The 19,720-nt window shown below is 68.5% G+C and carries 20 protein-coding genes; 3 read left to right on the top strand and 17 right to left on the bottom strand.

Annotated features, from left to right (window positions below):
• The first annotated feature begins 30 nt into the window (after positions 1 to 30).
• On the top strand, positions 31 to 1,674 hold the full coding sequence (groL, locus tag EV147_RS09800; RefSeq protein WP_130390880.1) for a chaperonin GroEL: 1,644 nt from the start codon (positions 31 to 33) through the stop codon (positions 1,672 to 1,674).
• 155 nt (positions 1,675 to 1,829) lie between these two features.
• On the opposite strand, the gene EV147_RS09795 is transcribed toward groL, so the two are convergent.
• From EV147_RS09795 to EV147_RS09735, 14 genes are all read right to left on the bottom strand, one after another.
• A complete protein-coding gene (locus EV147_RS09795) occupies positions 1,830 to 2,618 on the bottom strand; it encodes a metallophosphoesterase (protein ID WP_130390879.1) in 789 nt (262 codons plus the stop codon).
• 133 nt (positions 2,619 to 2,751) lie between these two features.
• Entirely contained in the window at positions 2,752 to 4,056 is a 1,305-nt protein-coding gene (locus tag EV147_RS09790) for a vWA domain-containing protein (protein ID WP_130390878.1), read from the bottom strand.
• 28 nt (positions 4,057 to 4,084) lie between these two features.
• The gene (locus EV147_RS09785) at positions 4,085 to 4,747 is read right to left on the bottom strand and encodes a TadE family protein (protein ID WP_130390877.1); all 663 of its coding nucleotides are present in this window, start codon (positions 4,745 to 4,747) and stop codon (positions 4,085 to 4,087) included.
• Positions 4,748 to 4,782: 35 nt separating this feature from the next.
• Positions 4,783 to 5,265 carry a TadE/TadG family type IV pilus assembly protein gene (locus tag EV147_RS09780; RefSeq protein WP_130390876.1) on the bottom strand — a complete coding sequence of 161 codons (483 nt, stop codon included), beginning with the start codon at positions 5,263 to 5,265 and terminating at the stop codon, positions 4,783 to 4,785.
• Between the two features lie 34 nt (positions 5,266 to 5,299).
• Positions 5,300 to 6,253 carry a type II secretion system F family protein gene (locus EV147_RS09775; protein ID WP_130390875.1) on the bottom strand — a complete coding sequence of 318 codons (954 nt, stop codon included), beginning with the start codon at positions 6,251 to 6,253 and terminating at the stop codon, positions 5,300 to 5,302.
• A gap of 21 nt (positions 6,254 to 6,274) precedes the next feature.
• Positions 6,275 to 7,249, bottom strand: a complete 975-nt coding sequence (locus EV147_RS09770; RefSeq protein WP_130390874.1) for a type II secretion system F family protein — start codon at positions 7,247 to 7,249, stop codon at positions 6,275 to 6,277.
• Positions 7,250 to 7,276: 27 nt separating this feature from the next.
• Positions 7,277 to 8,674: a CpaF family protein gene (locus tag EV147_RS09765; protein WP_130390873.1), complete on the bottom strand. Its 1,398-nt coding sequence runs from the start codon at positions 8,672 to 8,674 to the stop codon at positions 7,277 to 7,279.
• Between the two features lie 18 nt (positions 8,675 to 8,692).
• Complete coding sequence (locus EV147_RS09760) at positions 8,693 to 9,937, bottom strand: AAA family ATPase (RefSeq protein WP_130390872.1); 1,245 nt, start codon at positions 9,935 to 9,937, stop codon at positions 8,693 to 8,695.
• Positions 9,938 to 9,986: 49 nt separating this feature from the next.
• Positions 9,987 to 10,310: a hypothetical protein gene (locus EV147_RS09755; protein ID WP_130390871.1), complete on the bottom strand. Its 324-nt coding sequence runs from the start codon at positions 10,308 to 10,310 to the stop codon at positions 9,987 to 9,989.
• A gap of 41 nt (positions 10,311 to 10,351) precedes the next feature.
• Positions 10,352 to 12,154, bottom strand: a complete 1,803-nt coding sequence (locus EV147_RS09750) for a type II and III secretion system protein family protein (protein ID WP_130390870.1) — start codon at positions 12,152 to 12,154, stop codon at positions 10,352 to 10,354.
• Between the two features lie 43 nt (positions 12,155 to 12,197).
• Positions 12,198 to 13,040 carry a Flp pilus assembly protein CpaB gene (gene cpaB, locus EV147_RS09745; protein ID WP_130390869.1) on the bottom strand — a complete coding sequence of 281 codons (843 nt, stop codon included), beginning with the start codon at positions 13,038 to 13,040 and terminating at the stop codon, positions 12,198 to 12,200.
• Between the two features lie 117 nt (positions 13,041 to 13,157).
• The gene (locus tag EV147_RS25925; RefSeq protein WP_157994675.1) at positions 13,158 to 13,304 is read right to left on the bottom strand and encodes a hypothetical protein; all 147 of its coding nucleotides are present in this window, start codon (positions 13,302 to 13,304) and stop codon (positions 13,158 to 13,160) included.
• 69 nt (positions 13,305 to 13,373) lie between these two features.
• Positions 13,374 to 13,955, bottom strand: coding sequence for an A24 family peptidase (locus EV147_RS09740; protein ID WP_130390868.1), 582 nt, complete (start codon positions 13,953 to 13,955; stop codon positions 13,374 to 13,376).
• A gap of 95 nt (positions 13,956 to 14,050) precedes the next feature.
• Entirely contained in the window at positions 14,051 to 14,233 is a 183-nt protein-coding gene (locus EV147_RS09735; RefSeq protein ID WP_407923206.1) for a Flp family type IVb pilin, read from the bottom strand.
• A 1,190-nt stretch (positions 14,234 to 15,423) separates the two neighbouring features.
• On the opposite strand from EV147_RS09735, the gene EV147_RS09730 reads away from it, so the two are divergent.
• Complete coding sequence (locus EV147_RS09730; protein ID WP_130390867.1) at positions 15,424 to 16,692, top strand: MFS transporter; 1,269 nt, start codon at positions 15,424 to 15,426, stop codon at positions 16,690 to 16,692.
• A gap of 115 nt (positions 16,693 to 16,807) precedes the next feature.
• Positions 16,808 to 17,572, top strand: a complete 765-nt coding sequence (locus EV147_RS09725) for an MHYT domain-containing protein (protein ID WP_130390866.1) — start codon at positions 16,808 to 16,810, stop codon at positions 17,570 to 17,572.
• An 18-nt stretch (positions 17,573 to 17,590) separates the two neighbouring features.
• On the opposite strand, the gene EV147_RS09720 is transcribed toward EV147_RS09725, so the two are convergent.
• Genes EV147_RS09720 through EV147_RS09710 form a run of 3 tightly spaced genes read right to left on the bottom strand, consistent with a single transcriptional unit; the run spans position 17,591 to position 19,581 of the window.
• Complete coding sequence (locus tag EV147_RS09720) at positions 17,591 to 18,127, bottom strand: TPM domain-containing protein (protein ID WP_130390865.1); 537 nt, start codon at positions 18,125 to 18,127, stop codon at positions 17,591 to 17,593.
• A 10-nt stretch (positions 18,128 to 18,137) separates the two neighbouring features.
• A complete protein-coding gene (locus tag EV147_RS09715) occupies positions 18,138 to 18,962 on the bottom strand; it encodes a TPM domain-containing protein (RefSeq protein ID WP_130390864.1) in 825 nt (274 codons plus the stop codon).
• Positions 18,963 to 18,984: 22 nt separating this feature from the next.
• The gene (locus tag EV147_RS09710) at positions 18,985 to 19,581 is read right to left on the bottom strand and encodes a LemA family protein (RefSeq protein WP_130390863.1); all 597 of its coding nucleotides are present in this window, start codon (positions 19,579 to 19,581) and stop codon (positions 18,985 to 18,987) included.
• Positions 19,582 to 19,720: the final 139 nt, after the last annotated feature.

Genomic DNA, 19,720 nt, shown 5'->3' with positions numbered 1-19,720 from the left:
GCGGTTATCCCAGATTCGGAGATTCAGAACATGGCAGCAAAAGACGTAGTGTTCGGCGACGCCGCACGTGCCAAGATGGTCGAAGGCGTGAACATTCTCGCCAACGCAGTGAAGGTTACCCTGGGTCCGAAGGGCCGCAACGTGGTGCTGGAGCGCAGCTTCGGCGGCCCGACCGTGACCAAGGACGGCGTGTCCGTGGCCAAGGAAATCGAGCTGAAGGACAAGCTGCAGAACATGGGCGCGCAGATGGTCAAGGAAGTGGCTTCCAAGACCAGCGACAACGCCGGTGACGGTACCACCACCGCAACCGTGCTGGCCCAGTCGATCGTCCGCGAAGGCATGAAGTTCGTGGCCGCCGGCATGAACCCGATGGACCTGAAGCGCGGCATCGACAAGGCCGTGGCCTCGGCCGTGGAAGAGCTCAAGAAGCTGAGCAAGCCCACCACCACCAGCAAGGAAATCGCCCAGGTTGGCGCGATTTCGGCCAACAGCGACGCCTCGATCGGCGAGCGCATTGCCGAAGCCATGGACAAGGTTGGCAAGGAAGGCGTCATCACCGTCGAAGACGGCAAGTCGCTGGCCGACGAGCTGGAAGTCGTGGAAGGCATGCAGTTCGACCGCGGCTACCTGTCGCCGTACTTCATCAACAACCCGGAAAAGCAGGTTGTTGCCCTGGACAGCCCGTTCGTGCTGCTGTTCGACAAGAAGGTCTCGAACATCCGTGACCTGCTGCCGGTGCTGGAGCAAGTGGCCAAGGCTGGCCGCCCGCTGCTGATCATCGCCGAAGACGTGGAAGGCGAAGCCCTGGCCACGCTGGTGGTGAACAACATCCGTGGCATCCTGAAGACCGCCGCCGTCAAGGCTCCGGGCTTCGGCGACCGCCGCAAGGCCATGCTGGAAGACATCGCCATCCTGACGGGCGGCACGGTGATCGCCGAGGAAATCGGCCTGACGCTGGAAAAGGCCACGCTGCAGGACCTGGGCCAGGCCAAGCGCATCGAGATCGGCAAGGAAAACACCATCATCATCGACGGTGCCGGCGACGCATCGGCCATCGAAGGCCGTGTGAAGCAGATCCGCGCCCAGATCGAGGAAGCCACCTCGGACTACGACCGTGAAAAGCTGCAAGAGCGCGTGGCCAAGCTGGCCGGCGGTGTTGCCGTGATCAAGGTTGGCGCTGCCACCGAAGTCGAAATGAAGGAAAAGAAGGCCCGCGTGGAAGATGCACTGCACGCCACCCGCGCCGCCGTGGAAGAAGGCATTGTTCCTGGCGGTGGCGTGGCCCTGCTGCGCGCCCGTGCTGCCATCTCGAACCTGACCGGCGAAAATCCGGACCAGAACGCCGGTATCAAGATCGTGCTGCGCGCCATGGAAGAGCCGCTGCGCCAGATCGTGCTGAACGCCGGTGAAGAGGCTTCGGTCGTGGTGGCCAAGGTCATCGAAGGCAAGGGTAACTACGGTTACAACGCTGCCTCGGGCGAGTACGGCGACCTGGTGGAAATGGGCGTGCTGGACCCGACCAAGGTGACCCGCACCGCGCTGCAGAACGCCGCTTCGGTGGCTTCGCTGATGCTGACGACCGACTGCGCCGTTGCCGAAACGCCGAAGGAAGAGTCGGCTCCGGCAATGCCGGGCGGCATGGGTGGCATGGGCGGCATGGACGGCATGATGTAAATCAAGCCGGACTGCCAGGCCAACCAGCCTGACTGTTCTGTCAAAAACCCCCGAGGGTGCAAGCCCTCGGGGGTTTTTGTTTTTTGAATCTCCTCGGATTGACTCCCCTCTCCCGCAAAGTGGGAGAGGGGAGAAAACCGAGCGGGCAGGAAGCGCTAAACCTCGACCACCTTCCCCCAGTCGAACGCCGGGTTTTCGGGCTGCCCGCTTCGTCTGGAGATATACCCGCGCGGGTTGCACACCACGCGCGAATCGTCGATCCAGTAGTCGAAGCTGGTATGGGTGTGGCCGTGGATCCAGACATCGGCCAGTGCCACCAGGTCGGGGCGGCGGGAGATGAAGCCGGCCGAGACGATGTCGTGCGCGTAGCGGGCGTCGAGGCTGCCGAGGTCGGGGCCGTGATGGGTGACCACGACGGTCCGGCCATCGAACGGCTGGGCCAGCACGTCTTCCAGCCAGGCGGTGGCGGCGCGATGGCGGGCCAGCGCATCGGCCGGGGTGAAACCACGGTGCCGGCCGTTGGCGTCGGCCGTGGCAATCAGCCGGTGGTCGACCATGACGCGCGAGCAGGCTTCCATGGCTTCTTCGGCGCGGTTCTCGCCATAGAGGCAGTAGTCGGTCCACCACGTGGTGCCGATCACGCGCACGCGCTGGCCGCCGGCATCGGCAAATTCCGCCACGGTGCCGTTGAGCACCGTCACGTTGCCTGACTCGGCGGCAGCCTCGGCCATCAGCGGGTCCACGGCGTCGAACGCGCTTTCGTAGTATTCGTGGTTGCCGGGCACGTAGACCACGGGTCCGGCGAAGGACCGGGCCGCCCAGTCGATGCCGTCGCGGCCGTTGGCGATGTCGCCGGCCAGGATGACGAGGTCCGCCGCGCAGTCGGGCACGGCGTCGGGCGTGTTGTGTTCCAGATGGATGTCGCTGAGGATGCGCAGCTTCATGGGGACTCCCGGTGGCGGCAACGCTGGCCGCGATCGGGCTGATTCTCCCACGCTTCGCCGCCCCGGCCCACCCCCGCCGTCAAGCGTGCGGCGAGGGTGGCCGGTCCCCGGTCGGCGATCGGTTACTGCGACGTTACTGCGAGATCCGCAGGATCTCGGAGGCCAGCTTCGAGAAGCAGGGCCGCAGGTCGTTGATGGTTTTCGCGTAGCAGTAGATGCCGCTGGGCTGGCTGCTGTTGTAGCCCGTGGCGTCTGGCGTATTGGCCATGCGCTTGAGCAGCGCCTCGTCGAAGCCGCCGTTGCCGTCCAGCCCCAGTGTGAAGATATAGACGCCCTGGGCGCGCAGCGCCGACGCCATGGCGATCGGAACGTTGTACGAAGCGTTGCCGACGTTGCCACTGGTGACGGACGAGGACACCGTCAGGGGGCTGCTGCCCACGATCCGGAACTCGGTGTCGGTGGGGCTGTGCGCGGTGTAGTAGGCCGGCATCTGGCTGGGCTCCTTGTTGCCGTTGAGGCTGTTGCAGTTGCCGCCGAGCCGGGTGTCCTGCTGGTCGACGGCGAAGTAGCCGTCCAGGCCGCCCGAGGCGGACAGGCTGCCCGTGCAGGTGTTGCCGTTCTTGGTCCGGTAGGCCGCGCCGAGCGTATTGGGCTTGCCGTCCGAGAAGAACACGATGACCCGCAGGCTTGACCGGTTCAGTTGCGGAATGCTGTTCAGTTGCGAGCGGGCCTGCCACAGTCCTTCGGCATAGTTGGTGGAGCCGTCGTTGGTCAGCCCGGTAATCCGGGTCTGCATCGCCGGCCTGTCGAAGCCGCGCTGCGACGTGCGGATGGCGATGTCGGACACGGCCCCGGTCGCAAAATGCACCAGCCCCACCCGGTCCGTCGACGGGCTGAACTGGTTCAGGAAGCTGTTGGCGTTGCTGCGCACCGTGCTCCAGACCGGGCCCATCGACCCCGAGGCGTCGATCACGAACACCATGTCCAGATCCTTGCGGATTGCCGTGGAGGATGCCGCCACGGCCACGTTGTTGAAGCCCAGCACCTTCATCCAGGACAACGGCATCGTGGCGTTGGCCGAGACCGTGATCGTGACCTTGCCCTGGTCGAACGCCACGTTTGGCGTGGCCATCGAGCGGCTGCCGCGCAGGTAGTCGGTCTTGTAATTGACGTTGAAGAAGTCGGTGGCGGCCTGGCGCGCGGCGGCGGCCTGCTCGGCCTGGGTAGTGCCGTTGGTGACCGCACGGGCGGCGGCCACGGCGGCGGAATCCACCGCCGCGTTCAGGCGGGCCTTGGTCATGTAGGCCATGCCGGCGTCGATGCCGAGCCCGGCCGCACCGGCCAGCCCGAACATCAGCAGCGCGGCGACGATGGTGATCTGCCCCCGCTGACGTGCCGGGCGCGGGCGCAACGGGGCGCGGCGTGGTGTCGTGGTCATGGGGCCTCCTTTGCCGGGGTGCGCCGGTTCAGAACGTCGTGGACGAATAGAGGTTGGGTCCGAGCGTGGGCATGCGCAGCACGCCCATCGTCAGCCCCTGGAACAGCATCTCGAAGTTGTAGTAGCTCTCCACCACGTAGATCACCTGTCCGTCGGTCAGCTTGCCGGTCATGGCGTTGGCGGTGGGCGAGCTGGTGCCGGGCGTGGGCAGGTTGCGGCAGGCGCCGTCACCCGAACTGAAACTGGCGCAGCCGTAGACCTTGCTGCCGGGCGCGCTGCCGCCGCTGCCCCAGCCGTCCGTCCAGCGGTGCTGTTCGAGGACGATGTTGCGCACCGTGCAGTTGTTGCCATTTCTGTTGCAGTTCTCGGCGTTGCCCATGACCTTGGTGATGTAGATCATGCCGCGCTGGCCCATCTTGAGCGGCGGGGTGGTCTGTGCCAGCGAGTCCATGATGGTCTGCGGCAATTGCGAGCTGCGCGAGGCCAGGCTGGCGCCTTCGCGGGTCAGGTTGATCAGGATCAGATTGGCCTGGATGGCGCGGGCAAAGTCGATCACCGGCAGCGTCATGAAGATGAAGATCGGCAGCAGGATGGCGAACTCGATCACGGCGATGCCGCGCGCCGGCTGGCGCCGGCGGCCAGTGTGGCGGCCAGGCTGGCGGCGGGTCTGGCGAAGGTTGCAGGCGGTCATGGCGGTCCCCCGGGCGGCTGGCGCGGTTCAGGCGGTTAGAAGGCTTCGTTGCGCATGGTGGCGGCCACGCTGAAGCGGTACTTGCCGTTGGTCGGCTTGTAGAAGGCGGCCACCACGGGGGTCAGCAACGGCCAGTTGCAGGTCACCTGGATCACCACGATGTCGCCGGCCGTGCCGAACATGCCCGCGCCGCTTGGTTGCGACGAGCCGTTGACCCAGGTGCTGACCTGCGCGTTGGACATGTTGAACACCCCCAGCGAGCTTTGCTCCAGTTTTTCGAGCACGGCCCGGTAGCGCTGCGGGCTCTGGTTCGGGTCGAGCCCCTTCTGGCCGGTCACGGCGTAGCGGGCGGCCTCGCGCACCGCGTGCTGCATCGTCAGGTTGGCCCACATCATGGCGCCGAAGTCGACGATCGAGAACAGCAGCAGGAAGAAGATCGGCGCCACCAGCGCGAACTCCACGGCGCTGGCGCCGCGGTGTCTGCGGGTGGCGTGGCTGGCAGGGTTGCGCGCAAGCATGGTCGGCTCCTGGGCTGGGGTGACGGGGTGGCGCTCAGCCGCCCTGGCTCGTCATGAACGGCATCAGCGAGCGGTAGAACTGCAGCGCGGGCGCGCCCAGCAGCACCACCATCAGCGACGGGAAGATGAAGAAGATCAGCGGGAACAGCAGCTTCACGGCGATCTTGGCAGCGCGCTCCTCGGCGCGCTGGCGGCGGCGCGTGCGCAGCGTGTCGGCCTGCACGCGCAGCGACTCGGCGATGCTGGTACCGAAGCGGTCTGCCTGGATCAGCATGCTGGACAGCATGTCCACATCGTCCACGGCGGTGCGCAGGGCCAGATTGCGCAGCGCCTTCTCGCGCGAGAGTCCGGCGCGCAGTTCCAGCACCAGCAGTTCGAGTTCGTCGCACAGCGCCGTGCCGCTGGCGCGCAGTTCCTCCACCACCTTGAGCAGCGCGGCATCGAGCGCAAGCCCGGCTTCCACGCACACCGTGATCAGGTCCAGCGCGTCGGGGAAGGCCTCGAAGATCTCCTGCTTGCGGCGCGCGATGCGCCGGCGCAGTGCCAGGTCGGGCAGGTAGAACCCGGCGATGGCGGCGCCCAGCAGCGCGGCCGGCAGCAGGCGCGGGTTGTCCTCGCCGAGCGTGCCGCCGGTGGCCGCGAACAGCGCCAGCGGAAAGGCCAGCGCCAGCAGCGTCTTGGCCGCGAAGTAGAGCGGGATGGCCGACGGGTTGCGCCAGCCCGCGTTCAGGAAGCGCGTGCGCAGCGTGGAAGCCTCCCACCCCTCCTTGGGCACGGCCAGCTTGGCCAGCGGCTGCGAGACGCGCGCCATGCGCTGGAGCCATTCGTCCTGCAGCGCGGGGGTGGTGTTTTCCTCGGTCCGCACCAGCGTGGCCTGCGAGATGCGGCGCCGCAGCGCGTTGGGCTGGGCCAGCAGCATCGCGGCCAGCGCGGCGCCGAAGGTCAGCACGAAGGTCAGCAGCAGGATCAGGATCTGGCCGGTTTTCATGATGCGTTCCTCAGTCCAATCTCAGATGTGGATGCGTACGAGCCGGCGCATCCAGACCAGCCCCAGCGCCATCAGGAACAGCGCGTAGCCGACGATCCACGGCCCGGCCGGGTCCTGCGCGAGCGGGTCGAGAAACTCCGGGTTCAGCAGATACATGGCACCGGCCACCACGAACGGCAGCAGCGCCAGGATCAGCCCCGAGAGCCGGCCCTCGGCGGACAGCACGCGCACCTGCCCCAGCAGCTTCATGCGCTCGCGGATGATGGCGCTGACGTTGCCGAGGATCTCGGCCAGGTTGCCGCCCGATTCGCGCTGGATCAGCACCGCGATCACCAGGTAGCGCAGGTCCGGCAGCGGCACGCGCTCCACCAGGGCCCCCAGCGCGTCATGCATCGAGGTGCCGAAGTTGATCTCGTCGAACGTGGTGCGGAATTCGCCGCCAATCGGCTCGGGCAGTTCCTCGCCGGCCATGTCGAGCGCGCTGGAGAACGAGTGGCCGGCCCGCAGCGCGCGGCTGATCATGTCGGCGGCCTCGGGCAACTGCGTTTCGATGCGTTGCAGCCGTTTCGCACGCGCCCGGCGCACGTGGAGCGCCGGCACCGCGAGCCAGAGCAGGGCGGCGGCGGCCAGCGGCGGTCCGGGCAGGTCCAGCACCCGGCCAGCCACCCACAGCGCCATGGGTGGCAGCAGTGTCATGGTCACGAACGTGGAGACAGTCCATTGCAGGCCCGACTGCTGCAGCGTGCGGTCCAGCGAGCCCAGCGGCAGCCGGCGCAGCAGCGCGGTCATGAACGGCGACTGCGCCAGCGCGCGGGCCTTCATGATCGACGCCTCGCCCTCGCCTTGCCAGGGCGCCGAAGCCACCGCGCGCAGCCGGCGCCCGAAGCGGCGCGCCGCGGCGCTGTGCCGGCGATGCCACCACTGGTAGCCCACCGTGACGGCGGTCACGATGGCGACGAACAGGCAGGCGCCGAAACCGATCATCGTATTGCTCATGGCGGGTCTCCTTGACCGGATCCGGGTTCAGACCTCGAAGCGCACCGAGGGGTCGTAGAGCCGCTCGGGCACCGACAGCCCGAACGACGCCAGCCGCTCGGAGAAGTGCGGGCGGACCCCGGTGGCGCAGAAGTGCCCCTTGACGCGGCCTTCGGCGTCCACGCCGGTGCGCCGGAACGTGAAGATCTCCTGCATGTTGACCACGTCGCTCTCCATGCCGGTGACTTCCTGGATGCTCATCAGCTTGCGGCGCCCGTCGGTCAGCCGCGACACCTGCAGGATCACGGTGATGGCCGAGGTGATCTGCTGGCGCATCGTGCGCGGCGGCAGCGCCAGCCCGGCCATGCTGATCATGTTTTCGAGCCGGGTCAGCGCGTCGCGGGCGGTGTTGGCGTGGATGGTCGCCAGCGAGCCCTCGTGGCCGGTGTTCATGGCGTGCAGCATGTCCAGCGCCTCGGCGCCGCGCACTTCGCCCAGGATGATGCGGTCCGGGCGCATCCGCAGCGCGTTGCGCACCAGCGAGCGCTGCGTGATCTCGCCCCGGTTCTCGATGTTGGGCGGGCGCGTTTCCAGCCGCAGCACGTGGTCCTGGCGCAGCTGCAGTTCGGCGGCATCCTCGATGGTCACGATGCGCTCGTTGGCGGGGATGAAGCCGGACAGGATGTTCAGCATGGTGGTCTTGCCGCTGCCGGTGCCGCCCGAGATCAGGATGTTGAGCTTGGCCTTGACCATGGCCTCGATCAGCTGGGCCATCGGCGGCGTCAGGGTCTGCAGTTCCACCAGGTCCTTGACCATCAGCGGGTTGACCGCGAAGCGCCGGATCGAGAGCAGCGGCCCGTCCACGGCCGAGGGCGGGATGATCGCGTTGATGCGCGAGCCGTCGGGCAGGCGGGCGTCCACCATCGGGCTGGATTCGTCGATGCGCCGGCCCACGCGCGACACCATGCGGTCGATCACCTTCATCAGGTGCGCGTCGTCGTGGAAGGTCACATCGGTCAGTTCCAGCCGCCCCCGGCGCTCCACGTAGACCTTGCTGGCCGTGTTGACCAGGATGTCGGAGATCGTCGGGTCGGCCAGCAGCGGTTCGAGCGGGCCGTAGCCCAGCATCTCGTCGCGCACGTCATTGATCAGCCGGCGGCGCTCGGCCTCGTTGATCGGGATATTGCGTTCGTCGATCAGCCGCTCGACCAGCGTGGCCAGCTCGCGCCGCACCTGGTCCGGCGTGAGCCGCTGCAGCTTTTCCAGCTCCACGCGCTCGATGATGGCCGCGTGCATGTCGACCTTGAGCTGGTGGTAGGCGGCGCTGGCGCCGGGGCTGGCGGGCCGCTCGGCGGCGCGCTCGGCCGGACGGTCGCCAGTACGGTCGGCCAGCCGCTCGCTCGGCGTCTCGCCGGCTTTCTCGAAGAGGTGGGCACGCAGTGACATGATGGTTCTCCGCTGGCGTTACGCGTGGCGGCCGACGGGCAGCGGCCGGGCGCCATCGCTACTCTGGCCGCTCTGGCCGCTCTGGCCGCTCTGGCCACGCGGGCCGAGCAGGCGGGCCAGCAGCCCCTCTTCTTTCCGGGCCGGGGCCGGGAACATCTGCTCGACCATCTGCAGCAGCACGCGCGAGGTGGCGCTGTGCGGCGCCAGCTGCAGCACCGGCACGCCCTGGTTGGCGGCCTCGCGGGCGTGCTTGCTGTCGAGCGGCAGCGTGTGCGCCACGCGGGCGCCCAGCGCGTCTTCGAGCGTACGGATGGTGACCGGCGCGTGTTTCTCGAACTGGTTGACCAGCACCTGCGTGCGCTCGGCCGCGTAGCCCAGCGACTGGAAGATCTCCATCATGTGCCGCCCGGCATGGAGGTAGGGCAGCGAGAGCTGCACCACGGGGTGGATCGTGTCGCAGTGGTCCAGCACCATGATCGCCGCCGGGTTGATCGCCTGGCCGAGGTCGAAGACCAGCACGTCGTAGGCGGGGCGCGCCAGGTCGAGCAGGCGCTCCAGGTGCGTGGCGCGGATGTCGGCGGCCTTGACCGGATCGCCGGCGCCGGCAATCACGTCGAGGTTGGGGTGGGCGTGCGTGACGCAGGCGTCGAGCAGCGCGGCGTCGAGACGGTCCACCTGCTGGCAGATGTCGGCCAGCGTGGCAGGCGGTGTCTTGTCCGTGACCACGAAGGCGGCGTCCCCGAACTGCTGGTCCAGATCCACCAGCAGCACGCGCTTGTTGCGCAGCGTAGCCACCGCGTAGGCGAAGTTCGACGCGGCGAACGTGGTGCCGCTGCCCCCCTTGCACGAGGTGAACGCCACGGTGCGGGCCTGCGCGCCGGCCTCCGCCTCCTGCCGGGTGTCGAGCCGGGCCAGTTCCTCGTTGAACTCGCGCGGGTCCAGCGGCCAGCGCAGCACGCTGCGCACGCCCATGCGCATGGCGCGCATCAGCAGCTCGGCCGATGGCTGCGGCGTAACCAGGATGCAGGGCACGTCGCCGGGCTCCGGAAAGCGCTGGCGCAGCCGCTCCAGCATGTCCATGTCGAACTCGTCGGCCTGCAGCACGACGAAATCCGTGGCGTGCAGCAGCCCGGCCGTGCCGAGCGCCTTGGCCGGGTCCATGCACACCAGTTGCGGCTGGCGCCGGGTATCGGCCTGCTGGGCCAGGGCGAGCATCTGCCGGGCGCGTGTCTCGTCGGCGGACATCAGTATCAGCTTGGCCATGTCGCGGCTCCGTGTGGTGGTGTGGAATGGATTCCGGGGTGGCGGGCGCCTACTGCGAGGCCCCGCCGGCGCTGGTCGCGCCGCCCACGCCGATCACGAACGTATTGCCGTTGGTGGGCGGGGCGCGGAACGACTGGCCGTAGCGGTCCATCGCGTAGGTGGCGGCGCGGCCGTCGATGCCGGTGACCGGATCGGTGCTGTTGGCGAACGTGGCGTTCGGGTTCAGCGTCTGCAGCTGGCGCACGGTGCGCACCGATTCGCCGAAGTTGGCGTCCCAGATCGGCGATGTGTTCATGCAGCCGGCCAGGCCGGCGCCCAGCAGGGCGAGGGCGGCGGCGCGGCCGAGGCGGCTCAGGTTTGCGTAGGCGGTCATGATCGTCCCCTGTCTGTGTCGGTGGATGTCGGGTCGCGCGGTCACTGCGCGCCGTTGGCGGCCACGGTGGTGGGCGGCAGGGCGGCGGTCGGCGTGAACTGGCCGCTGGCCGCCGGGGCGTCGGCCGGCGCAGGGCCGATCGACGTGGTGGGCGCGGTGCGCTGGGCCGGGGCGGCCGGGACGGTCGGCATCGGTGCCGGCGCGGCCGCCGGCATGGGCGCCAGGTTGTCCGGCACGCGCACCGGGTGGCCCTCCATGTTGCCGTTGATGTAGACCTCGCCGTTGGTGCCCGGGCCGAACGAGTCGGTCGGCATCGGATAGTTCGGCGGCAGCGGCTTGACCAGGCGCGGCGTGACCACGAACAGCAGTTCGCTGCGGTCCTGCTGGAAGTTGGTGCTGCGGAACAGGTTGCCGAGCACTGGCAGTTCGCCGGCGCCGGGCAGGGCCTTGAGGCTGCCGGTGACGTTGCTCTTGATCAGCCCGCCGATGGCGAAGCTCTGGCCGTCCATGACCTGCAGCGTGGTGGACGCGCGCCGCGTGTTGATCAGCGGCAGGATCGTCGAGCCCTGCAGGTTAGGCGCGGTCAGCGCCACGCCGGTGGGCGACAGCTCGGAGACCTCGGGCGCCACTTTCAGGTTGATGCGGCCGTTCGGCAGCACCGTGGGCGTGAACTTGAGCCCCACGCCGAAGGTTTCCTCCTGCAGCACGATCGTGGTGACCCCGCCGAACGACGACTGCGGCACCGGGATGAACACCTTGCCGCCGGCCAGGAAACTGGCTTCCTGCCCGCTGATCGCCATCAGGTTCGGCTCTGCCAGGATCTTTACCAGGCTGTCGCCCTTCTGGGCGTCGATCTGGAAGTTCAGCGGCAGCGCGTTGTTCTTGGCCCCGGCAATCACGCCGGCGCCGCCCGAGAGGAAGTTCGCCAGCAGCCCGAACGACCAGCTGCCGAACGCGCCCTGCAGGTTGGCGGCGGCGCCGAGCTGGTCGATCAGCGTCTTCGAGACCTCGGCCACCTTGACTTCGAGCATGACCTGCTGGGGTGCGTCGACGGTCAGCATGTTGATCAGCCGGCTGCTGCGCACCGGCATGCCGCTGTTCTGCGTGGTGGCCGACGAGACCGGCATCATCACGCCGCCCATCGGCATCATCATGGCCGGGCCGCCCGGCGCGTTGGCCGGCGCGCCCAGCGCCTGCGGCGGGGCCTGCAGCGGGCTGCGCGACTGGCGCTGCACGAACGCGTTGGCGATATCCATCACCTGCTGGGCCGTGGCGGAATCGGGCACGTTGCCGCTCAGCACCAAGCTGTCGGCGGCGGCGGCCACCTGCACGTTGCGCGCGCCGGGCAGCAGCGAGCGCAGCGCCTGCTGGAGCCCGCCCGGATCGGCGCTGACCACGACGTCGATCACGGTGCAGCGGCCGCTGCGGCCCTGCACGATCATGTTCGTGGTGCCCACCTCCAGGCCCAGCAGGTACATGGTCTGCGGCGAGACCAGCATGGCCTGCACCACGCTCGGGTTGCCCAGCGTGCGGGTGCGCACCGGTTCGGGCAGCGGCAGCATGCGCGACTTGCCGACCGGCACCGTGACCTGCTCGGCCTCGGCGGCGGCGCCCACGCAGCTCGGGCCACGGCTGGCGGCGTCGCTGGCCGGGGCCGGCGTGGCGGCCGCGCCGATGGTCAGCTGGATCGGGCCGCTGGCGGCGATGCGCGTGGGCTGGGCGGCCGCGGCGGCGGCTTCCTCGGCGGCCTGCACCTGCGTGCTGGCAAGCCAGACGCTGGCGATGGCCACCGTGGAGAGCGTCCCCAGGCGCAGCGTGCGGTGCATCGATTGGTTGGTCTTCATGATGTTCCCCCGGTTGGTGACTTCTGGCTGGGCAAAGGCCCGCTCAGAAGCACTCCTTGTCCTGATGCATGCCGCTGATCACGCCCACGCAGTTGGTGTTGGTCTTGCGTTCGGCCACGCGCTGGACGACCTGGATGGGCCGGACCGCCGGCGCCGGCGCGGCCACCTGGACGACCGGCTCGTTGAGCAGGCTGCGCTTGGTGGCGCCGGCCGTATCCACCGGGCGGGCCTCGATCTGGTTGCGCAGCACCAGCGAGAGCGAGCCCACGCTGCGCGCCAGGTCCAGCTTCTCGGCTTCCTCGGGCGAGACTTCGAGCGTGACCGCGTTGACCACCTTGGGTTTGGTCTCGTCGCGGTTGACCTCCTGCGCCACGGCCAGCACAAGGATCTTTTCGAGCACGATCTTCGAGATCGACTGCTCGGGCTCGGTGCCACTGCCCTTGGCGTCCTTGTTGGTATTGACGATGATGTCGACGAAGCTGCCCGGCAGCGCGAAGCCGGCCACGCCCACCACGTCGTTGACCCGCACGGTGATGGCGCGCTTGCCGTCGGCAATCACCGCCGACAGGCCGCCCTTGGTGCCAGCCGGCGTCAGCTTGCTTTCCAGCACGGGCTCGCCGCGCATCACGCTGGCCTTGGTCACGCGGCCGTCGATGGCCTTGAGGTCGGCCAGCGTGCCCGGCGGCAGGCTTTCGCGCGGCCAGTCCACCAGCTTCACGAACTCGGGCGCCAGGCGCTGGCCCAGATTGATGTCGGTGCTGGCCACGGCCACCTTCACGGTGCTCCCGGCGCTTTGTTCCACCATCCAGCGCGAGGCCAGCACGACCGCCGCCAGGCCGGCCAGGGCCGCGATCAGCAGCATGATCAGGGTGCGTACGTTTCTCATTTGATGGTCCTCCGTTGTTCCGGGGTGCAGGCGCCCCTGGCGGCACCGGAAGCGGTGCGCCATGCGGGATGCCGGGTCAGGCGATGCGGTGCGCGGTGTGAGGCGGGCGGTGCGCCGCTAGTGGTGGAACACCCAGCCGATGTGCTGGCGGACCGTGCGTGCGGCCTGGGCCGGCCGCTGGGTCAGCGGTGCGCGGTCGAACAGGCGCGAGGGGCAGCGGCGCGTGCCGGGCGTGCTGACATTGTTGCGAAGCTTCCTGGCCATGATCGTTCTCCCGTTCCCGCCCGGTGTGCCGGGCTTTTTCCCTCGTCTGGCTGGCCGATGCGCCGCGTGTCAGAACACGCGCGCCATCGCCAGCACCACACCCGCCGCGATGGCTACCGCGTAGGGCAATCTCCTGGTCGTGCGCAGCCGCTGCGTGCCGCCGCCGCTGCTGCCCGGGGCCGGGGCCGCCGGCGTGGCGGACGCCGCGTCGCGGGCAAACGGCAGCCACAGCAGCGTGCCGAGCACCGCCTGCAGCGTGCGCCGCGTCTCGCGGCGGGCCAGCATGACCGCCAGCCCCAGCACGCCGCCCGCCAGCACGGTGCCCAGCAGGATCGCCGGCACCGCGTGGGCGCCCGCCAGCGCGCCCACGCAGGCCATCAGCTTGGCATCGCCCGCACCCACGGCCCGGACGATGTAGAGCAGCAGCAGCGGCACCAGCCCGGCCGCGAGGCCGGTGGCCCAGCGCCACGCGCCGTCGGCCATGCCGTGCTGGAACATCTGCAGTCCGAGCGCGGCCAGCGCCGCCACGACGATCAGCCGGTTCGGAATGCGGTGGCTGCGCACGTCCGTCACCACGGCCACGCCAAGCACGGCGAGCAGGCAGGCCGTGGTGAGCGGGTCAAAGGCGGTGAAGCGTTCCGTGATCTGCATGGCAGCCTCTCATGCGAAATGGGGTGCGCCGGGGTGTGGCAAAGGCGGCCACTGCGGTCCGGCGCGTGGCGCGTCGCGCCGGACCGCGTGGGGCGTCAGGCCGCAGCGGTCAGGGCGGCCGAGATGGCGGTCCAGATCGACGTCACCGCGGTCTTGACCGCAGGGCCAGCCGCGACCATGCAGAGGGCCACGAACGCCAGCAGCAGGGCGTATTCGATGCCGGCGGCGCCGTCTTCTTCCTGGGCAAAATGCTTGATGCCATTGAACATGGTGTTCATGTCCTTCTCCTTCACGTCATGGTTGGTGGAAAAAAATGCCCGCTGGAGATCGGGCACAAGGTTCCGGCCGGAAACCGGCCGAGGCCAAACCAGCCAGATGCCACGGGATCGTGGCCGCTGTTCCGGTTCCACCTGGCTCGGGGGCGGAGCCGCGCCGCAAGGCGTGTCTCCACCGGTGTCCGATGCGCGGCGCCACTCCCGGCGGCGCGTTGCACCCTGACGGACACTGCGGGTTCGATCCGACCCTTCTCCAGGGATCGTTCCCACACCCGAATTTGCTGCAACTTCTTTCCTCCCCCGGGGCTGCGGGTGCCAGGCACCGTCGCCCCTTCTCCCGTCCTGCCTTGCTGCGTGCTGCCGTCCTTCCCCGTTCTTCCGTGCTTCCTGTCTGCCGGCTGCGTCGGTGGCCTGTTCTGGGTGGCTTGCCGCGCTGCCTTGTGCCAGCCATACAGCGACGAACGTGCCACCGGTGCTAACTCGTTGATTTATATGGAGGTGGGTTTCCGCCGGTGCGTCGTTTCCGAGACTGTGTAACCAGATGTTTCTGAATCGTTACGTGCTTTTTTCGCCATCTGTGGGGCGTGCTTTGTATCTTTTACGTGGTTTTGTGGCGTATGGCCGACTCCAAAAGCGGCGCTTGCGATCCTTTGTACAAGGCTGGTAGGGGTCGGCACCGATCAGCGCCTGCCGGCCAGAAACGTTGCATTGTTGAAGCGGCGCAAAAGGCATTTGTTGGGTGACCCGTCCGAAGAGGGGAGCCGGGCGGATGACGTCACCCCTCGCCGGGCGGTCTTCCGGCGGTCTCACCCCGACGTTGCCGGCCGGCGCAGGGCAGGCATCGCGCGGAGCCTTCCCTCATCCTTCCGTCCGATGCTGAACCCAAAAGTGGTGCAGAGGCCCTGTCAATTCGTCCGGAAGATGGAGGAACGTCGCGCAACCCCCAGCAAAATGCGTCGGAAGCCAAATGGTTGCATTCATGAAACTGACCGGGCTGCTGGCCGCGCTTTGTTACGTACCTGAAGCGTCTGATAAGGCTCTTGAAGACGGCCGGCCGTTTGCCTGTCTCAACCGTGTGACACCAGCCGGGCAGACTTTTCAAACACGGTCTCCCCCGGACGGGGCGCCTGATACCCCTGCGTCACCGGATGGAGTGGTGGATTTGCACCACGGTGGTGATTCACAATGGCGAAATGACGACGTCTACCGCCCCCGCCACACCCCAGTCCGCCACGGCCACTCCCGAATCCCGTCATGCCTCGCCGGCCCGCTGGCGCGTGCTTGCGGTCTTCTCGCTCGGTTTTCTGGTTTCGTACATCTTCCGCGGCGTCAATCTGGGCTTTGCCCCGTTCCTGACGCGCGATCTGGGGCTGACCGCCGGCGACCTCGGCCTGCTGACCAGCTTCTATTTCCTCGGCTTCGCCTGCGCCCAATTGCCGGCCGGCATCCTGCTGGACCGCTTTGGCCCGCGCCGTACCGAGGCGGCGCTGCTGCTGCTGGCCGTGGCCGGTTCGCTGGTATTCGCCTGGGCGCCCGGCATGGCCGGGCTGGCGGCGGGGCGGGCGATGATCGGCGTAGGGGTATCGGTCTGCCTCGGCGCGGCCATCCAGGCACTGTCGATGTGGTTTCCGCTGGCGCGCATGCCGTTCCTGAACGGCCTCGTAATGGCCATCGGCGGGCTGGGCGCCGTGGTGGTGGGGGCGCCGCTGTCGTGGCTGATGTCGATCACGGACTGGCGCACGGTCAGTATCGGCATGGGCCTGCTTTCGCTGGCGATGGCGCTGCTGCTGTGGTTTGGCGTGCCCGATGCGCGGCGCCCCGCCAAGGAGAGCTTCGCCGAGCAGATGCGCGGCACGCGGCAGATCCTCGGCAGCGAACGCTTCTGGCGCGTGGTGCCGCTGACGCTGCTGAACCAGGGCATCTTCCTGGCCGTGCAGACGCTGTGGGTCAGCGCCTTCATGCACGACGTGCAGGGGCTCGGCCCGGCCGAGAGCGCGCGGCTGGTGTCGGTGATCGGCCTGGCGATGATGGGGGGCTGCGTCGGCGCCGGCTGGGCCGCGCGCCACCTGGAGCGGCGCGGCATCAGCCTCTATGCGTTTGCCGGATTCGGCATGATCTCGTTCATCGTGGTCCAGCTGCTGCTGATGGCCCGGCTGCCGTTCCTGCCGCTGGGCCTGCTGTGGGGCGCCTACGGCGTGTTCGGGTCGAGCGGCATCCTGACCTATGCGCTGCTGGCGCGCCGCTTCCCGGACAACCTGATCGGCCGGGCCACCACGGCCATGACGCTGACGGTGTTCCTGGCCACCTTCGTGTTCCAGGTCGGCATCGGGGTCGTGCTCGATGTCTTCCCCACGGTGGACGGCCGCCATCCCGTGTCGGCCCATCTGCTGGTCTGGGGCGGCCTGGTCGTGGTGCAGGTGCTGGCCGCGCTCTGGTACCTGATGGAGAAGAAGCGGCCCTGAGCCGCGCCGGCCCACCCCGATACCCCACTTCCGATACTCGTATTAGGTATAGGTGAACGTTTGAAGCGCTCGCCAAACTCTGCGGCACTGGACAACAGAGCCAAGCGGAGGGGTCATGTTCGAGGGTTTCCAGGCGGTTCCGGGGGCGGTGGTGCCGTACCTCTACAACTGGCCGATGGTCGGCCTGTCTTTCCTGATTTCGGTCTGCGGCGCCTACGTGGCGCTGCGCTGGTCGCGCGGCATCCGCCGCGCCGACGGCTCGCTCGACGGCGACCGGCTGCTGTGCGCCAGCGTGGCGCTTGGCGGCGGGGCGGTCTGGGCGATGCACTTCATCGGCATGGTGGCCTACCGCACCCCCACGGGCCGCGAGTTCGGCCTGTTCACCACGCTGGGGTCGCTGCTGGTGGTCATGGCCTTTGTCGCGGCGGGGCTGGCGCGCGCCTCGCGCCATACCGGCAGCGTGGCCGGCAATGTGGTGGCGGGCGGCGTACTGACCGGGCTGGGCGTCACGACGATGCACTACACGGGCATGGCCGCCATCCACACCAACAGCCGCTTCGAGTGGGACTGGCAGATCGTGGCGCTGTCGGCGGGCATCGCCGTGGTGGTATCGATCGTCGGCCTGTGGCTGGCCACCACCGTGAAGACGCGCGGCTGGCAGGTGGTGGCGGCGTTCGTGATGGGCGTGGCGGTCTGCGGCATGCACTACACGGGCATGGCCGCCGGCACGATGATCTGCACCGGCCGCACCTATTCCCCCACGCTGCTCGCGCTCGAAGGCACCAACATGGGCTACGCGATCTTCGCGCTGGCCGCCGTGGTGCTGACCTTCATCTTCGTGATCGAGGTGTCGCGCAGCGCCGCGCAGGCGCGCCAGTGACGGCTTGCCGGCAGATCGTCAGAGGATGATCGGCCGGTCGTCGAGTTCGTTGGGGTTGTGCCCGGCTTCGGCCGGAAAGTGCGCCACCAGCAGCGCGTGGATCTGTTCGATCGCGTGGAGCACCGGTTTGACGCATAGCCGTTCCGCCAAACCGTGCACCAGCTCGTCGCAGATCGCGCGCCAGGCGTCGGGGCTGACGCAGGCGTCGATGCCCCGGTCGGCCAGCAGTTCCACGGCGTGGTCGGCCAGGTTGATATAGAGCAGCACGCCCGAGTGGTCCTCGGTATTCCAGACCTCCAGCGCGCCGAACAGCGCGCGGGCGCGCTCGCGCGGCGTGGTGCCGGCCCAGGCCAGCGCCAGCGGCAGGCTGGCCTCGATCACCACGCGCACCTCGCCGCGGTGATGTTGCTCGCCCTTGTGCACGGCCACCTGGATCTGGTGCCGCGCCTCGTCGGGAAACGCCTTGCGCGCCACGCCCACGCCACTGCCGGCATGGCGCAGCGTGCGTTGCAGTGATGTGCCAAGCGGCGGATGCGGAGCCTTTGCTTTCTTCATCGCCGATGCCTCACCAGTTGCCCGAGGCGCCGCCGCCATCGAAGCCGCCCCCGCCACCGCCGCCGAAACCACCGCCGCCGCCGCCTCCGCCGAAGCCACCGCCGCCACCGCCCCAGCGCCGGCCGATCTCGTAGCCGGTCATGCCGCCCAGCCCACCGGCGGTGCCGGTCGGCCAGCCGCGCCGGCTCGTCACGACATAGGGTTGCCGGCCGCGCCGCAACAGCGCCGAAATGAAGAAGAACGCGATGATGGCAATCGGAAACAGCACCGGCAGCCACTCGCCGACGATATCGCCCTGGGCCCTGGTGCGGTCCGGCGCGGCCAGTCCTTCCTTGTCGATGGCCGACTGGATCGCCGAGACCCCGGCCACCAGCCCGCCGTAGAAATCGTTCTGCCGGAAATGCGGCGCCATCACGTCGCGCAGGATGCGCCCGGACACCGCGTCGGTCAGAGACCCCTGCACGCCCCGGCCCACCTCGATCCGCATCTTGCGCAGCCCGGCCGGGTTGTCCTTGGCGATCAGCACGATCACGCCGTCATCCACGCCCTTGCGGCCCGCCTTCCACGCCTCGGCCACGCGGATGCTGTACTGGTCGATCGTCTCGGGCTCGGTGGTCGGCACCATCAGCACGAAAATCTGGCTGCCGCGCTGCTGCTCGTACTCGGCCAGCACGTTCTCCAGCGCGCCGCGCTGGTCGGTGCTCAGCGTGCCGGTCAGATCGGTCACGCGCGCCTGCAGCGGCGGCACGGCCACGAAGCCGTCCGCCGCGCTCGCCGCCCACGAGGGCAGGGCCAGCAGCAACGCCAGGAACCAGAGCGGGATCAGCCTGCGCATCGTCGTTTCGCCAGATCCGGAATCAGAACTTGACCGCCGGCGGCGTGGCGATGGCTTTCTCGTTCTCCACCGTGAACGATGGCTTGACCGGGTATTTGAAGACCATGGCGGTCAGGTTGGTCGGGAAGCTGCGCGCCAGCACGTTGTAGTCCTGCACCGCCGCGATGTAGCGCTGGCGCGCCACGGTGATGCGGTTCTCGGTGCCTTCGAGCTGGTTCTGCAGGTCGCGGAACGCCGCGTCGGCCTTGAGCTGCGGATACGCCTCGGCCACCGCCAGCAGCCGCGACAGCGCCCCGGTCAGTTGCCCCTGCGCCTGCTGGAACTTCGCAAACGCCTCGGGATCGTTCAGCGTCTCGGGCGTGACCTGGATGCTCGTGGCCTGCGCCCGCGCCCGCGTCACCGCCTCCAGCGTCTCGCGCTCATGGCTGGCATACCCCTTGACCGTCGCCACCAGGTTCGGAATCAGGTCGGCGCGCCGCTGGTACTGGTTCACCACCTCGCCCCAGGCCGCCTTCACGGCCTCGTCCTTGGTCTGGAAGTCGTTGTAGCCGCAGGCGGACAACAGGCTGACCATCGCGGCCAGCACCATCCAGCGGCACAGCGCGGAAACATTGCGCATCGGAAGCACTCCTTGAATTCGGTTCAGGCAAATATGGAGTGTAGTGCAGGCGGTGGTGGGGCTGAATTCAAATGTTTTGGCTCCCCTCTCCCGCGAAGTGGGAGAGGGGTTGGGGGAGAGGGCAGCAAACCTGAAGCAG

The organism is Cupriavidus agavae, from assembly GCF_004217045.1.
Taxonomy (GTDB): Bacteria; Pseudomonadota; Gammaproteobacteria; order Burkholderiales; family Burkholderiaceae; genus Cupriavidus; species Cupriavidus agavae.
This window is presented reverse-complemented; position numbering and strand designations above follow the sequence as displayed.

Coding starts and splice junctions, on each gene's coding strand:
- EV147_RS09765 (WP_130390873.1), bottom strand. CDS start 8,674: ATGTCACTGCGTGCCCACCTCTTCGAGAAAGCCGGCGAGACGCCGAGC.
- cpaB (WP_130390869.1), bottom strand. CDS start 13,040: ATGAGAAACGTACGCACCCTGATCATGCTGCTGATCGCGGCCCTGGCC.
- EV147_RS09785 (WP_130390877.1), bottom strand. CDS start 4,747: ATGACCGCCTGCAACCTTCGCCAGACCCGCCGCCAGCCTGGCCGCCAC.
- EV147_RS09795 (WP_130390879.1), bottom strand. CDS start 2,618: ATGAAGCTGCGCATCCTCAGCGACATCCATCTGGAACACAACACGCCC.
- EV147_RS09780 (WP_130390876.1), bottom strand. CDS start 5,265: ATGCTTGCGCGCAACCCTGCCAGCCACGCCACCCGCAGACACCGCGGC.
- EV147_RS09720 (WP_130390865.1), bottom strand. CDS start 18,127: ATGAAGAAAGCAAAGGCTCCGCATCCGCCGCTTGGCACATCACTGCAA.
- EV147_RS09730 (WP_130390867.1), top strand. CDS start 15,424: ATGACGACGTCTACCGCCCCCGCCACACCCCAGTCCGCCACGGCCACT.
- EV147_RS09760 (WP_130390872.1), bottom strand. CDS start 9,937: ATGGCCAAGCTGATACTGATGTCCGCCGACGAGACACGCGCCCGGCAG.
- EV147_RS09755 (WP_130390871.1), bottom strand. CDS start 10,310: ATGACCGCCTACGCAAACCTGAGCCGCCTCGGCCGCGCCGCCGCCCTC.
- EV147_RS09775 (WP_130390875.1), bottom strand. CDS start 6,253: ATGAAAACCGGCCAGATCCTGATCCTGCTGCTGACCTTCGTGCTGACC.
- EV147_RS09740 (WP_130390868.1), bottom strand. CDS start 13,955: ATGCAGATCACGGAACGCTTCACCGCCTTTGACCCGCTCACCACGGCC.
- EV147_RS09710 (WP_130390863.1), bottom strand. CDS start 19,581: ATGCGCAATGTTTCCGCGCTGTGCCGCTGGATGGTGCTGGCCGCGATG.
- EV147_RS09735 (WP_407923206.1), bottom strand. CDS start 14,233: ATGAACACCATGTTCAATGGCATCAAGCATTTTGCCCAGGAAGAAGAC.
- EV147_RS09725 (WP_130390866.1), top strand. CDS start 16,808: ATGTTCGAGGGTTTCCAGGCGGTTCCGGGGGCGGTGGTGCCGTACCTC.
- EV147_RS25925 (WP_157994675.1), bottom strand. CDS start 13,304: ATGGCCAGGAAGCTTCGCAACAATGTCAGCACGCCCGGCACGCGCCGC.
- EV147_RS09715 (WP_130390864.1), bottom strand. CDS start 18,962: ATGCGCAGGCTGATCCCGCTCTGGTTCCTGGCGTTGCTGCTGGCCCTG.
- EV147_RS09790 (WP_130390878.1), bottom strand. CDS start 4,056: ATGACCACGACACCACGCCGCGCCCCGTTGCGCCCGCGCCCGGCACGT.
- EV147_RS09770 (WP_130390874.1), bottom strand. CDS start 7,249: ATGAGCAATACGATGATCGGTTTCGGCGCCTGCCTGTTCGTCGCCATC.
- groL (WP_130390880.1), top strand. CDS start 31: ATGGCAGCAAAAGACGTAGTGTTCGGCGACGCCGCACGTGCCAAGATG.
- EV147_RS09750 (WP_130390870.1), bottom strand. CDS start 12,154: ATGAAGACCAACCAATCGATGCACCGCACGCTGCGCCTGGGGACGCTC.